Here is a 14,260-nt window from a genome sequence, read left to right as displayed (position 1 = left end):
GCGCGGCGGAGACAGGAGATCCTGATGCGGATCGGCATCATCGGCACGGGCGTGGCCGGCAGCCTGCTGGCGGAGGCGCTGCTGGGCGTGCCCGGCCATGCGGTGACGGCCTTCGAGCGCGTCGCCCCCGGCGACCATGCGGAGGCCGGCACGGGGCTCAACATCGGCCCCAATGCGCTGAAGGCGCTGCGCCTGCACATGCCCGCGCGCCACGCCGCGCTGCGCGCCGCTTCCCTGCCCTGGCAGCGCTGGTTCGTGGATCTCACCGACGGCACGCGGCTGTTCGACCTCGACATGCTCGAGGTGGCGGAGGAGCCGGGCGTGCGCATCCGCTGGTCGGAACTCTATGCGCTGCTGCGCGCGCCACTGGCCGAGTGCACGCGCCATGGGCATCTGCTGGAGGCGCTGGAGGAGGATGCGGCCGGGCGCCTCGTGCCCGTCTTCCGCACTGCCTCGGGCCTGCAGCGGGATGGCGGCTTCGACCTGCTGGTGGGGGCGGATGGGCGCTACAGCCAGCTCCGCGCGCTGACGGCCGGCACGCCGGAGAGCACGCCGCTCGGCGTTTGCATCTGGCGGCTGCTGGTCACGGCGGCGGAGGACTGCCCCTATGATGATTACGGGCAATGGTTCAACGGCAATGCGCGGCTGCTTTCCTTCCGCGTGCCGGGCGGGGCCGTCTACATCGCCGGCACCTTCCCCCTTTTCGGCGCCGAGCAGATCCCCGAGGCTGTGAAGACCGCCGCCGCCCAGCGCGCCCTGTTCACGCCGCAGGGCGCGCCGCCCTGCCCCGCCGTGGCCTGGATGCTCGACAAGATCGAGGCGCATGTCGCGGACATCCACTGGGCGCGCAGCGCGACCGCGCCGATGCTGCGCCAGGCGGCCGGCGGACGCGCGCTGTTCCTGGGCGATGCGGCGCAAGCGATGGTGCCCACGCTCGGCCAGGGCGCCACGCAGGCGGTGGAATGCGGCGTGGTGGCCGCGCAGGTGCTGCGCCGCGGCGGCAGCGTGGCGGAGATCGCCGCGCTCCGCGATCCGCGCGTCGCCTTCGTGCGCGACTTCTCCTGGGAGGCCTCGGACACGCTCGTGCCGCCCTGCGACGTCGTCGCCGCCACGCGGGCCAAGGCCGAGCCGCCCTTCCTGGCGAAGCTGCGGCGCCTCTACACGGACCTTGCCTGACGGCGCAGTCTCCTCGCCGCCATGCCCGAGATCCGCAGCCTCGAGATCTTCTACTGGACCGCCCGGCTCCGCTCCTTCCGCGGCGCGGCGGAGCGGCTGAACACGACCCAGCCCGCCGTCTCCCAGCGCATCGCGGCGCTGGAGGCAGAGCTGCAGGTGCGGCTGTTCGAGCGCGGCGCGCGGCAGGTCACCGCCACGGCGGCCGGGCGGCGGCTGCTGGACTATGCCGAGCGCATGCTGCGCCTGCGCGCCGAGATGCTGGCCGAGATCGCCGGCGGGGCGGCCAGCGGCGTGCTGCGCCTGGGCGTGGCGGAGACCATCGTGCACACATGGCTCTCCGCCTTCATCGAGCGCGCCCATGCCGCCCTGCCGGGTGTGACCATCGACATCGAGGTCGATGTCTCCCGCAACCTGCGGGAGGCGCTTGTGGGCCAGGCGCTCGACCTCGCCTTCCTGATGGGCCCGGTGGCGGAGCCGAGCATCGCGAACCTGCCGCTCTGCCGCTACGACATGGCCTTCGCCGCGAGCCCCGCCCTGGCTTTGCCGGCCGAGCCGCTGCCGGTCGCCGCCCTGCTCGACCTGCCCATCATCACCTATCCGCGCAGCACGCGGCCCACCATGGCCCTGCTGGCGGCGCTGCGCGGGGCGGATCATGCGGCGCCGCGCCTGTTCGGCAGCGCCTCGCTCTCCACCATCCTGCGCATGGCGCGCGACGGCATCGGCCTTGCGGTGATCCCGCCCGTCGTCGCCACGCGCGAACTGCATGAGGGCACGCTGCGCCTGGTGCGCACCGCGCTGGCGCCGCCCGAACTCGCCTTCACCGCCTGCTGGCCGATCGGGCCGGAGGATGCGCTGGCACAGCGCCTGGCCGGCCTTGCGCAGCAGGTCGCCGCCGAGGCCGGCCACGCATAACGCTGGCTTATCGAAGCGCATTCGGAATCACGATTGGCGCGGCCGGTGGCGCTGGTCATCATGGGGGGAGAAGCAGGGACCAGCCGATGCCCGATGATGCCGTGCCGCGCGAAACCGCCCCGCCGCCGCCCACCGGCCTCACGGTGCGCCAGGCGGCGCGGGCCGGGCGGCTCGCGGCCCATAGCGCGGGACTCGCGCCGGGCTTCGTGCAGGGCAACCTCGTCATCCTGCCAGAGGCGCAGGCCGGCGATTTCCTGCGCTTCTGCCAGCGCAACCCCAAGCCCTGCCCGGTGCTGGGGGTGAGCGAGCCGGGCAGCCCGCATATCCCGGAACTGGGCCTCGATCTCGACCTGCGCACGGATCTGCCGCGCTACCGGGTCTGGCGGCAGGGGGCGCTGGCGGCGGAGCCCACCGACATCCGCGCCCAGTGGCGCGACGACCTGGTTGCCTTCGTGCTCGGCTGTTCCTTCACCTTCGAGCACGCGCTGCTGGAGGCCGGCATCCCGCTGCGCCATGTGGCGCAGGGCCGCAACGTGGCGATGTGGCGCACGAACATCGCCTGCGCGCCGGCCGGGCGCTTCGCCGGGCCGATGGTGGTCTCGATGCGCCCCTTCGCGCCGGCGGATGCGATCCGCGCCATCCAGATCACCTCCCGCTTCCCGGCCGTGCATGGCGCGCCGGTGCATCTGGGCGACCCCGCGCTGATCGGCATCACCGACCTGACCCGGCCGGATTACGGCGATGCGGTGGAAGTGGCGCCCGGGGAGGTGCCGCTCTTCTGGGCGTGTGGCGTCACGCCCCAGGCTGTGATCTCATCGGCCAAGATCGATTTCGCCATCACCCACGCACCGGGCGCGATGCTGGTGACCGACCTCCGCAACAGCGACCTCGCGGTGCTGTAGCGGCCACGACCACGCCGTTTGGCACACAGGGAGAGACAGAGAGATGACGCGTTTCGCAACCATGGGGCGTGCCCTGCTCGGCGCGCTGGCCGGCGCCGGCATGGCGATCGGCGGCGCCCAGGCGCAGGGGCCGCAGGTGAACATCCAGGCGGTGACCCAGCCCTCGCCCGCCATCCCGCAGTATACGCGCGTGGACATCCCGCTGCTGCGCGATGGCCTTGCCGCGCGCAGCAACGGGCGCTTCCGCGTCACGCTGTCGAGCTGGCCGGAGCGCAACCTGAACGGCCCCGAGATCGTGCGCCTGGTGCGCTCCGGCCAGGTCGAGATCGGCGCCGTGCCGCTGAACACGGTGGCGGGCGACGTGCCGATGCTCGACATGGTGGACCTCGCCGGCCTGAACCCCACCATCGGCCAGGCACGCCGCGTGGCGGAGGCGCTGACGCCCGAGCTGAACCGCGCGCTTGAGCGCTTCGGCGTGCGCATCGTCGCCATGGCGCCCTATCCGGCGCAGGTGCTGTTCTGCCGCGAGCGCGCGAATTCGCTGGCCGATCTGCGCGGCCGGCGCATCCGCACCGGTGGCGGCAGCATCAACGACTTCGTCTCCGCCATCGGCGGCCAGGCGGTGGGCATCGGCTTCCCCGAGGTCTATGCGGCGCTCGAGCGTGGCGTGACGGATTGCGCCATCACCGGCACCGGCTCGGGCAATGGCGCGCGCTGGTATGAGGTGACGACGCACATGTATGCGCTGCCCGTCGCCTGGAGCACCTATGGCTACTTCGTGAACCTCGCCTGGTGGAACCGCCTGGACGCGCCGGCGCGCGACATGATCACCGCGACCTTCGCGGAGCTGATGGACCAGCAGTGGAAGCTCGGCGAGGACGCCAGCGAGGACGGCATCGCCTGCAACACGGGTGATCGCGCCGGCTGCTCGATCGGCCGCCTGGTGGAGAACCGGCCGATGACCGTCTCGCGCCCCACGCCGGCGGACCTCGCCTCGCTGCGCACCATCCTGACGGACAACGTGCTGCCCGCCTTCGTGCGGCGCTGCGGGGCGAATTGCGGCGAGACCTACAACCGCGTCGTCGCGCCGATCTCGGGCGTGCGGTTCGAGGCGCGGTGACGTGTGCGATGACAGAAGGACGCAGGGGCGAAGCGCCCCGGGCACCGCATGTCTGAACCGGACATGCCCATGATGCTCCTGCGCGCGGCCACCGGCCTGAGGCGTGCCGTCGCGGCGCTCGCCACCGTGATGGGCATCGTCGCCGGCTGGGGCTTCGTGCTCTGCGCCTTCTTCATCGCCTTCGAGGTGCTGGCGCGGTCCATCTTCCGCGTCAGCACGCAATCCACCACCGAGATCACCGGCTACATGCTGGCCTTCGGGCTCTCCTGGGGGCTGGCGCACGGCCTCGCGACCCGCAGCCATGTGCGGATCGACATGCTGGTGAACCGCCTGCCACAGCGCGCGCGGGTGCCGCTGCACCTGATCGCGCTGGCCTTGCTGGGCATCTTCGTGGGCTTCCTCGCCAAGGGTGCCTATGACCTCGTGGATGAATCGCTGCTGTTCAACGCCACGGACATCAGCCTGCTGCGCACGCCGCTCGCCATCCCGCAGGGGCTCTGGGCGGCGGGGCTGGTGGTCTTCCTGGTGCTGATCGTCGCCATGCTGCTCGAGAACCTGCTGCTGGCGCTGCACGGCCAGGCACAACAGGTGGAGCGCAACCTCTCCTCGCGCGGCTATGACGAGGAAGCGCAGGAAGCGCTGGAAGCGCTCGGCATCGCGGCCGGCAAGGAGGGCGGCCGGTGATCGCCGTCGTCTTCATCCTCATCCTGCTGGCCGTCTTCCTCGGCCTGTCGCTGAGCGGCATGGGCGGCGGCACCGAGATCCCGATCGTGCCGATCCTGGTGCTGCTGGGCGTCTTCGGCGCCTTCTTCGCGGCCGGCATCTATATCGGCGCCGCACTCGGCGTGCTCGGCCTGCTGGCCGGCTTCGCCTTCTCCGACCGGCCCTTCTGGCTGTTCCTCGGCCAGACCGTGTGGGGGCCTTCATCCTCCTTCGTGCTGGTGGCGGTGCCGCTCTTCCTGCTGATGGGCGAGATCCTGCTGCGCGCAGGGCTTTCGGAGCGGCTCTACCACGCGCTGAACGTCTGGCTGAACCGCATGCCCGGCGGCCTGCTGCACACCAACATCGTGGCCTCGGGCGTGTTCTCCGCCATCAGCGGCTCCTCCGTGGCGACGGCGGCGACCATGGGCTCGGTCGCCATGCCCTTCTTCCAGGGGCGCGGCTATGATCCGCGCATGGTGATGGGCTCGCTCGCCGCCGGCGGGGCGCTGGGCAACCTGATCCCGCCGGGCATCACCTTCATCATCTATGCGCTGATCACGGAGACCTCGGTCGGCGCGCTCTACCTCGCCGCGGTCGGGCCGAGCCTGCTGGTGATGGGGCTCTTCATCCTGGTGATCCTGTTCAAGCGCGGCGCGGCGCCACCGCCGGGGCCGCCGATCCCGCTGGGCGAGAAGCTGCGCGCGCTCTGGGGCCTGCTGCCGACGCTGATCCTGATCCTGGTCGTGCTCGGCACGATCTATGCGGGCCTTGCCACGCCGACGGAATCGGCCGCGCTCGGCGTGGTGGCGGCGCTGTTCATCGCTGTCGTGGAAGGGCGCTTCTCACTGCGCATGTTGCATGCCTGCGCCGAGGCCACGGCACGCAACACGGCGCTGATCGGCCTGATCCTGCTCGGCGCCTATGTGCTGAACTACGTCATCACGCTGCTCGGCGTGCCACAGATGATGGCGGGCCTTGTCGGCGGGCTGCCGCTGCCGCCCTGGGTCATCATGGCGCTGATCATCGGATTCTACCTGGCGCTCGGCACCTTCATGGAGGGCTTCTCCATGATCATCACCACCATCCCCGTGATCTTCCCGGTGGTGACGGCGCTGGGCTACGACCCGATCTGGTTCGGCGTGGTCGTCACCATGCTGGTCGAGATCGCGCTGATCAGCCCGCCGGACGGCACCGTGCTCTATGTGCTGCAGGGCATGCGCAAGGATGGCGGGCCGATCGGCGACGTCTTCGCCGGCGTGCTGCCCTTCGTGCTGGTCTACATCCTGGCGATCGTGCTGCTGATGATCATGCCCGGCATCGCCCTGTGGCTGCCCGGCGCGGTGGGGCCATGACCATGCTGACCTTCGAGCGCCACGCCGCGGCGGGCCGTGACAACGTGGCTGTCGCGGTCACGGATCTCATCATCGCCGGCTGGGCCGCGCGGGATGAGGCCGCGGTGCGCCACCATATCGAGGAGCTCGCGGCCATCGGCGTGCCGCCCCCCTCTTCGGTCCCGGTCTACTACCGCGCCGCCGCCGCGAACCTCACCCAGGCGCCGGTGCTGGAGGTGCTGGGCCCCGACACCTCGGGCGAGGTCGAGCCGGTGCTGCTGGCGATGGCGGACGGGCTGTGGCTCGGCCTCGGCTCGGACCATACGGACCGCAAGGCGGAGGCAACCGGCATCGCGCTGTCCAAGCAGCTCTGCGGCAAGCCCGTGGGCACCGCGCTGTGGCGCTTCGAGGAGGTGGAGGCGCATTGGGATGCGCTGACGCTCACCGCCCATGCCACGATCGAGGGCAAGGAAGTGCTCTACCAGCAGGGCGCGCTCGCCACGCTGCGCCACCCGCGGGACCTGATGGCGCGCCGGCCGGGCGGCCCCGCCCTGGCGCCGGGCACGCTGATGTTCTGCGGCACGCTGGGCGCCCTGGGCGGCATCCGCCCCGCCACGCGCTTCCGCATGAGCCTGCACGACCCGGTGCGCGGCCGCACCCTGCGCCACGCCTATGACATCCGCGACCTGCCCGTGGTGAGCTGACCAAGGCCGCAGTTGTCCGGACAAACCGAAGAGGCTAGCCTGCCCGCCTTCGCGGAGGATGGCATGACGGACAGTCTCGGCTGGCGGCACAAATTCGGCGTGATCGCCCCTTCGACCAACACCTCGGTGCAGCCGGAATTCGACGCGATGCGCCCGGTGGGCGTCACCAACCATTTCTCGCGCATCGTCATCCCCAACATGAAGATCGCCGGCGACGACGACTTCAACCGCCTGATGGACGCGATCCGCGGCACCATCATGGATGCCGTGGACAGCGTGATGTCGGCCGAGCCCGACTACCTCGTGATGGGCATGTCGGCCGAGACCTTCTGGGACGGGCTCGAGGGTTCGGTCGAGCTCGAGCGCCGGATCGAGGCGCGCGCCGGGGTGAAGGTGGCCATGGGCAGCGATGCCTGCCGCGCCGCGCTGCGCACCCTCGGCCCCTCGATCCGCCGCATCGCCGTCATCACCCCCTACCAGCCGGTGGGCGACCGGCAGGTGGTCCGCTTCTTCAACGATTGCGGCTATGAGGTCGCGGCGCTGAAGGGGCTGAAATGCGAAAGCCCCGTCGCCATCGCCCATGTCAGCGAACGCACGCTGCGCGATGCGATCATGGAGCTGAACGATTCCTCGGTCGACGCCATCGTGCAGGTCGGCACCAACCTTGCCATGGCGCGCCTGGCCGCCATCGCGGAATTCTGGCTCGACAAGCCGGTGATCGCCATCAACACGGCCACCTATTGGTGGGCGCTGCGCCAGAACGGCATCCAGGACCGCGTGCAGGGCTTCGGCGCGCTGCTGGAACGCCATTGAGCGGAGCCGCGCCCAAGGCGCCGCTCTACGCGCGCATCGAATCGCTCCTCCGCGACGCGATCGCGGAAGGGCGCTATGCCGTGGGCGCGCTGCTGCCGACCGAGGCCGAGCTGTGCGAAACGCTGCGCGTCTCCCGCCACACCATCCGCGAAGCCCTGCGCCGCCTGGTGGAGGCCGGGCTGGTCGAGCGCCGCCAGGGGGCGGGCACCGTCGTCGTCTCGCGTGAGCCGGTGCGTGGCATGGTGCAGTCGCTGCGCAGCATCGAGGCGCTGTTCCAATACGCCGCCGATACGCGGCTGAAATCCACCAGCCGCCGCCTGCGCGCGCTGAGTGTCGAGGATGCAGCGCAGATCCCCGCCGAACCGGGCGCCCGGTGGCTGCACATCGAAGGCCTGCGGGTGGACGAGGCCAACCGCCCCATCGCCGCCGCCGAGGTCTTCGTCCATCCGCGCTTCGCCGCCATCGCCCTGCCGGCCCAGGGCGCGATCTACGCCGCCATCGAGGCGCGCTTCAATGTCGAGGTGACCGAGGTGGTGCAGGAGATCTCGGCCGGCGCCATGCCGCCCGCGGTCGCCGCCGCGCTCGGCCGCAAGCCGCGCGCCATCGGCCTGCGCTTCCTGCGCCGCTACCTGCTGGCCGATGGCAGCACCATGCTGGTCTCCCGCAACTGGCACCCGGCGGAGCTGTTCACCTACACCACCAAGCTGAGGCGCGCGGCGGAGAGGTAGCCAGCCGCGACGCGCCGGTTTATGCATTTGTCCGGACAAAGGAAGGGACGACCCATGCCCGGCATCTGGCCGCAGGATGCGCGCCTTGCGCTCTCGATCGTCGTCAATGTCGAGGAAGGGGCCGAGATGTCGGTGGCCGAGGGCGACAAGGGCCCGGAGCCGGTCGATGAACTCGGCGTTTCCCTGAAGATCCCGATCCGCAATTTCGGCAATGAGAGCAACTACCTCTACGGCATCCGCGCCGGCGCGCCGCGGGTGCTCGGCCTGCTCGACCGCCATGGCGTGCGCGCCACCTTCACCGCCGCCGCCGTCGCGCTGGAACGCGCGCCCGAGATCGGGCAGGCGATCCGCGCCGGCGGGCATGAGCCCTGCAGCCATGGCTGGCGCTGGGTGCACCAATTCTCCTTCGACGCGGCGCGCGAACGCGACTTCGTGCGCAAGGCCGTGAGCAGCATCGCCACCACCACCGGCACGCGCCCGCTCGGCTGGCTGTCGCGCTACCTGCACACGCCGCGGCTGCGCGCCGTGCTGGCGGAAGAGGGCTTCCTCTACCACATGGACGACTACGCCGATGACCAGCCACGCTGGGATGTGGTGGAGACCGAGGCCGGCCCGCGCGCCATCGTCATCGTGCCCTATGCGCTCGACACCAACGACATGAAGTTCTGGCTCGCACCCGGCTACACGCCGCAGCAATGGCTGGACTACGCCATCGAGACCTTCGAGGTGCTCTACGAGGAAGGTGCCGCTGCGCCGCGCATGATGTCGCTGGGCCTGCATCTGCGCATCATCGGCCGCCCCGGGCGCATCCGCGCCTTCGAACGCTTCCTGCAGCATGTGCAGGGCAAGCGCGGCGTCTGGTGCGCGACGCGCGCCGAGATCGCGCGCGCCTTCGCCGCGCACAACCCCGCCCCCGCCGAACCCGCTGCACGCTGAGGACCACGCGCATGACCTTCGACATCGCCGAGGCCTTCGCCGCCCACGCCGTGCGCGTGCGCCATGCCGACCTCTCGCCCGGCGCCATCGCCGCGGCGAAGACCTTCCTGCTCGACACGATCGGCGTCGCCATCGCCGGCAGCAGCGGCGCGAATGTGGAGACGGTGCGCGACCTCGCCGCGAATTGGGGACCCGGCGAGGAGGCGACGGAATGGCTCGGCGGGCGGCGCATTTCGGCCGGCAGTGCGGCCATCGTCAACGCCTATCTGATCCACTGCCTGGAATTCGACTGCGTGCATGAGGGCGCGGTGGTGCACCCCATGGCCACGCTGCTCTCGGCACTCTTCGCCTGGAGCGAACGCGCGGCGATGCGCGGTGCGCCGGTCAGCGGCGAGCGCTTCCTCGCCGCCATGGCGGTGGGCGTGGATGTGGCGGGGCTGCTCGGCGTGGCGACGGATGGCGCGCTGCGCTTCTTCCGCCCCGCGACGGCCGGCGGCTTCGGTGCGACGGCGGCGATCGCCAACCTTGCGGGCTTCGACATCGCCACCACGCGCAGCGCCTTCGGCCACATGTATGGCCAGACCAGCGGCACCCTGCAGCCGCATCTGGAGGGCTCGCCGCTGCTCGGCCTGCAGATCGGCTTCAATGCGCGCGGCGCCATCGCCGCCTGCGATCTTGCGGCTGCCGGCATGCAGGGGCCGGTCGATGTCTTCACCGGCCGCTACGGCTACTACAAGCTGATCGAGGAGGAAGGCCCCCATGCCGAGCGCATCGCGCGCGCGCTGGGCACCGAGTGGCAGATCGAGAAACTGTCGCACAAGCCCTTCCCCTCCGGGCGCCTCACCCATGGCGTCGTGCATGGCCTGCGCGACCTGATGGCACGGCACGGCTTCGCCGCCGATGCGGTGGCGGAGGTGGTCTGCCGCGTGCCGCCGCTGGTGCGCCGTCTCGTCGGGCGGCCCGACATCGCAGAGCCTGCCTCGAACTATGCGAAGCTCTGCCTGCCCTTCGTCGCCGGCGTCTGGTTGGCGAAGGGCGGCTGCGACGTGCCGGATTTCCGCGGTGAGGCGCTGCGCGACCCGCGCGTGCACGCCTTCGCCGCGAAGGTGCGGATCGAACCCGACGGCAACACCAACGAGAACGCGCTCGACCCGCAGGAGATCAGCGTCACGCTGACCAGCGGCACGACGCACAGCATCCACCTGCCGCACACCTACGGCCACCCCGCGGTCCCGCTCACCGCCGCGGAGAACGAGGACAAGTTCCGCCGCTGCTGCGCGAATGCCGTGCCGCCCCGCCCCGCCACCACGGTCGAGCGCCTGCTGTCGCTGGTCGCCGACATGCAGGGCCTGCCCGATATCGCCGTGCTGGTGCGCGCCATGGCCGGGAAAGATTGACGGGGCGGCGCAAGCCCCCTTATTTGTCCGGACAAATCCCTGGAGAGCGCCCGATGAGCACGCCCACCGCCGACTCCGATGCCGAGATGCTCGATGCGGTCGAGAAGTGGCTGGCGCGGGACGTTCGGCCGCATGTGCTGAAGTTCGACCATGCGGATGAATATCCGCATGAGATGGTCGAGCAGATGAAGGAACTCGGCCTCTTCGGCTCGACCATCCCGGCCGAGTATGGCGGGCTCGGCCTCTCCGCCACCACCTACGCCAAGATCGTCGAGAAGATCGCCGAGACCTGGATGTCGCTGACCGGCATCTTCAACAGCCACCTCATCATGGCGGCCTGCGTCTCCCGCATGGGGACCGAGGCGCAGAAGCGCGCCTGGCTGCCGAAATTCGCGAGCGGCGAGATCCGCGGCGGCCTCGCCCTCACGGAGCCCGATTGCGGCACGGACCTGCAGGCCATCCGCACCCGCGCGCGGCGGGAAGGCGACCACTACATCGTCAACGGCACCAAGACCTGGATCAGCAACGGCATCCAGGGCAGCTGCTTCGCCCTGCTCGTGAAGACCGACATGGACGCGCAGCCGCGCCACAAGGGCATGTCCATGCTGCTCGCCCCCAAGGGGCCGGGCTTCACCGTCAGCCGCAAGCTCGAGAAGCTGGGCTACAAGGGCATCGACAGTGCCGAACTCGTCTTCGAGGATTACCGGGTGCCGGCCGAGAACCTGATCGGCGGCGTCGAGGGCCAGGGCCTGCAGGCCGCGCTCGGAGGGCTGGAACTCGGGCGCATCAACATCGCCGCGCGCGGCTGTGGCCTCGCGGCGGCGGCGCTGAAGGATTCAGTGCGCTACAGCCAGATCCGCCGCACCATGGGCAAGCCGATCTGCGAGCACCAGGCGATCCAGCTCAAGCTCGGCGAGATGGCCACGCGCCACCAGGCCGCGCGCCTTCTGACCTATGACGCCGCCCGCGCCTATGACGCCGGCGAGCGCTGCGACATGGAGGCCGGCATGGCGAAGTTCTTCGCCAGCGAAGCCGCGGTGGACAACGCGCTCGATGCCATGCGCATCCATGGCGGCTACGGCTATTCGAAGGAATACCATGTGGAGCGCTACTTCCGCGACGCGCCCCTGATGTGCATCGGCGAGGGCACGAACGAGATCCAGCGCATGATCATCGCCAAGCAGCTCATCGCGCGGAATCCCGCATGAGCCTGCCGCTGCAGGGCCTGCGGATCCTCAGCTTCGAGCAGTTCGGCGCCGGCCCCTTCGCGACCATGCACCTCGCCGATCTCGGCGCCGAGGTCATCAAGATCGAGCCACCCGCGACCGAGGGCGAGCCGCCCGGCGACATCGCCCGCCACACCGGCGGCTTCGCGCTCGGGGAGAATGACAGCCAGTATTTCCAGTCCTTCAACCGCAACAAGCGCAGCCTCACGCTCGATGTGCGCAAGCCCGAGGCGCGGGCGGCGCTGCATCGCCTCGTGCGCCAGGCCGATGCGGTGGCGAACAATCTGCGCGGCGACCTGCCGGCGCGGCTCGGCCTCGATTACGCCGCACTTTCGGCGGTGAATCCCGCGATCGTCTGCGTGCATCTCTCCGGCTATGGCCGCAGCGGCGAGCGCGCGGCCTGGCCGGCCTATGACTATCTCGCCCAGGCCGAGGCCGGCTTCTGCGCGCTGACCGGCGAACCCGAGGCCCCGCCCACGCGCGCCGGCCTCTCGCTGGTCGATTTCATGTCCGGCCTGACCGCCGCCACGGCGCTGCTCGCCGGCGTCATGGGCGCGCGCGCCAGTGGCAAGGGCTGCGATCTCGATGTCTCGCTCTACGATGTCGCGATGCACAGCCTGACCTATGTGGCGAGCTGGTACCTCAACGATTCGCACGAAGTGCCGCGACGCCCGCGTGGCGGCCACCCCTTCGTCGTGCCCTGCGAGATGTTCCCCACGCGCGACGGGCATGTCTTCGTCATGTGCATCAAGCCCGCCTTCTGGAAGCGCTTCTGCGAGGCCGCCGGCCTGCCCGAACTGCTCGCCGATCCGCGCTTCCGCGGCTTCGAGGCCAGGCTGGCAAATCGCGCGGCGCTGATGACGCTGCTCGACCCCGCGATGCGCGCGCGCAGCTCCGCCGAATGGGTGGCGCTGCTCGCGGGCAAGGTGCCCGTCGCGCCGGTGCTGAGCCTCGCCCAGGCGCTCGACAATCCCTATTTCCGCGCGCAGGGCGGCGTGCTGGACCTGCCGCATCCGGCGCGGCCCGACCTCAAGGTGATGGCGAGCCCGATCCGCCTCAACGGCGCGCGGCTCGCCGGGCGCGCAGGCCCCGCCTATGGCGCGGATACGGCGGCGATCCTGGCCGAGAATGGCTACACGGTGGATGAAATCGCGCAGCTGCGCGCGTTGGGGGCGGTGTAGCGGCATGAAGCTCGATGGCGTGCGGGTGCTCGATCTCTCGCTGTTCCTGCCGGGGCCCTACCTCACCACGGTGATGGCCGATCACGGTGCGGAGGTCATCAAGCTCGAACCGCCGACCGGCGAGCCGGTGCGCAACATCGGCCCGCGCGCGCAGGGCGAGAGCGTGTGGTTCCGCAACACGCATCGCGGCAAGAAGTCGATCGTGCTCGACCTCAAGAGTGCCGAAGGACTCGCCGCCTTCCACGATGTCGCCGCGACCTGCGACGTGATCGTCGAGGCCTTCCGGCCCGGCGTCGCCGATCGGCTCGGCATCGGCGCCGCGGCGATGACGGCGCGCGACCCGTGCCTCGTCTACTGCTCCATCTCCGCCTTCGGCCATACCGGGCCGCTGCGCAACAAGCCCGCGCATGATCTGGCGGTGGAGGCGCTGGCGGGGACGCTCTCGGTCAATCTCGGCCAGGATGGCAAGCCGACGCATCCGGCGGTGCCTGTCGCCGATGTCACGGCCTCGCTCCTCGCGCTGAGCGCCATCCTGATGGCGCTGCTGCGGCGCGAGCGCACGGGGCGGGGCGATGTGATCGACATGGCGATGCTCGACGCCACGCTCTCCTGGCTGCCGAACGCCACGGGCCTCGTCTTCGCCGAGGACCGCATGCCGGTGGTGAAGCAGGAACGCCAATGGGGCGGCGGCGCCTTCTACGGCATCTACGACACCGCCGATGGCAGGCAAGTCGTGCTCGGCGGCAGCGAGCACAAATTCGTCGAGACGCTGCTGCATGCGCTGGGAAGGCCGGACCTGATCGCCGCGGCCTCCGGCCCGCCGGGCCCCGCCCATGCACCCGTGCAGGACTTCCTGCGCGCCACCTTCGCCACGCGCACGCGCGCCGAGTGGGAGGCCTGGTTCGAAGGCCGCGATGTGTGCTTCGCGCCGCTGCTGGACCTGAAGGAGGCCTTCGCGCAGCCGCAGGCGGCCGCGCGCGAGATGCTCGTCCGCGACGAGGCGGGCAATCTGCATATCGGCCTGCCGATCAAGTTCCGCGACGAACCCGGCCGGCTGGATCCGCGCCTGCCGGGCCTGGGCGAGCATACGCAAGCCGTCGTCGCCGAGGCGCGCCGCAGGAAGGCCCGATAG

14 protein-coding genes are annotated in these 14,260 nt (G+C 70.7%); all 14 read left to right on the top strand.

The genetic code is table 11. The features are described from left to right. Positions 1 to 24 precede the first annotated feature (24 nt). The 14 genes from AC2D9U_RS11880 to AC2D9U_RS11815 all read left to right on the top strand — a co-directional run bounded on the left by AC2D9U_RS11880 (position 25) and on the right by AC2D9U_RS11815 (position 14,260). Positions 25 to 1,176 (top strand): FAD-dependent oxidoreductase, encoded by a 1,152-nt coding sequence (locus AC2D9U_RS11880; RefSeq protein ID WP_484749167.1) that lies wholly within the window; start codon positions 25 to 27, stop codon positions 1,174 to 1,176. 21 nt (positions 1,177 to 1,197) lie between these two features. Continuing rightward, entirely contained in the window at positions 1,198 to 2,088 is an 891-nt protein-coding gene (locus tag AC2D9U_RS11875; RefSeq protein WP_484749165.1) for a LysR family transcriptional regulator, read from the top strand. An 86-nt stretch (positions 2,089 to 2,174) separates the two neighbouring features. Continuing rightward, positions 2,175 to 2,990 (top strand): putative hydro-lyase, encoded by an 816-nt coding sequence (locus tag AC2D9U_RS11870; RefSeq protein WP_484749163.1) that lies wholly within the window; start codon positions 2,175 to 2,177, stop codon positions 2,988 to 2,990. Between the two features lie 43 nt (positions 2,991 to 3,033). Beyond that, the gene (locus tag AC2D9U_RS11865; RefSeq protein WP_484749161.1) at positions 3,034 to 4,110 is read left to right on the top strand and encodes a TRAP transporter substrate-binding protein; all 1,077 of its coding nucleotides are present in this window, start codon (positions 3,034 to 3,036) and stop codon (positions 4,108 to 4,110) included. 63 nt (positions 4,111 to 4,173) lie between these two features. Beyond that, complete coding sequence (locus AC2D9U_RS11860) at positions 4,174 to 4,794, top strand: TRAP transporter small permease subunit (RefSeq protein WP_484749160.1); 621 nt, start codon at positions 4,174 to 4,176, stop codon at positions 4,792 to 4,794. Next, positions 4,791 to 6,164 carry a TRAP transporter large permease gene (locus tag AC2D9U_RS11855; protein ID WP_484749158.1) on the top strand — a complete coding sequence of 458 codons (1,374 nt, stop codon included), beginning with the start codon at positions 4,791 to 4,793 and terminating at the stop codon, positions 6,162 to 6,164. The genes AC2D9U_RS11860 and AC2D9U_RS11855 overlap by 4 nt, the downstream gene beginning before the upstream one ends. Further along, positions 6,161 to 6,847: a DUF2848 domain-containing protein gene (locus AC2D9U_RS11850; RefSeq protein WP_484749157.1), complete on the top strand. Its 687-nt coding sequence runs from the start codon at positions 6,161 to 6,163 to the stop codon at positions 6,845 to 6,847. Before AC2D9U_RS11855 ends, AC2D9U_RS11850 begins: the two co-directional genes overlap by 4 nt. A gap of 63 nt (positions 6,848 to 6,910) precedes the next feature. Further along, on the top strand, positions 6,911 to 7,660 hold the full coding sequence (locus tag AC2D9U_RS11845; RefSeq protein ID WP_484749154.1) for a maleate cis-trans isomerase family protein: 750 nt from the start codon (positions 6,911 to 6,913) through the stop codon (positions 7,658 to 7,660). Beyond that, entirely contained in the window at positions 7,657 to 8,388 is a 732-nt protein-coding gene (locus AC2D9U_RS11840; protein WP_484749152.1) for a GntR family transcriptional regulator, read from the top strand. Before AC2D9U_RS11845 ends, AC2D9U_RS11840 begins: the two co-directional genes overlap by 4 nt. Positions 8,389 to 8,442: 54 nt before the next feature. Beyond that, entirely contained in the window at positions 8,443 to 9,324 is an 882-nt protein-coding gene (locus AC2D9U_RS11835) for a polysaccharide deacetylase family protein (RefSeq protein WP_484749151.1), read from the top strand. An 11-nt stretch (positions 9,325 to 9,335) separates the two neighbouring features. Next, complete coding sequence (locus AC2D9U_RS11830) at positions 9,336 to 10,721, top strand: MmgE/PrpD family protein (protein WP_484749149.1); 1,386 nt, start codon at positions 9,336 to 9,338, stop codon at positions 10,719 to 10,721. A 53-nt stretch (positions 10,722 to 10,774) separates the two neighbouring features. Then, positions 10,775 to 11,929 carry an acyl-CoA dehydrogenase family protein gene (locus AC2D9U_RS11825; RefSeq protein ID WP_484749148.1) on the top strand — a complete coding sequence of 385 codons (1,155 nt, stop codon included), beginning with the start codon at positions 10,775 to 10,777 and terminating at the stop codon, positions 11,927 to 11,929. Next, entirely contained in the window at positions 11,926 to 13,128 is a 1,203-nt protein-coding gene (locus tag AC2D9U_RS11820; RefSeq protein ID WP_484749145.1) for a CaiB/BaiF CoA transferase family protein, read from the top strand. Before AC2D9U_RS11825 ends, AC2D9U_RS11820 begins: the two co-directional genes overlap by 4 nt. Before the next feature lie 4 nt (positions 13,129 to 13,132). Continuing rightward, the gene (locus AC2D9U_RS11815; protein WP_484749144.1) at positions 13,133 to 14,260 is read left to right on the top strand and encodes a CaiB/BaiF CoA transferase family protein; all 1,128 of its coding nucleotides are present in this window, start codon (positions 13,133 to 13,135) and stop codon (positions 14,258 to 14,260) included.

Source organism: Roseomonas sp. TF40, from assembly GCF_057219975.1.
This window is presented reverse-complemented; position numbering and strand designations above follow the sequence as displayed.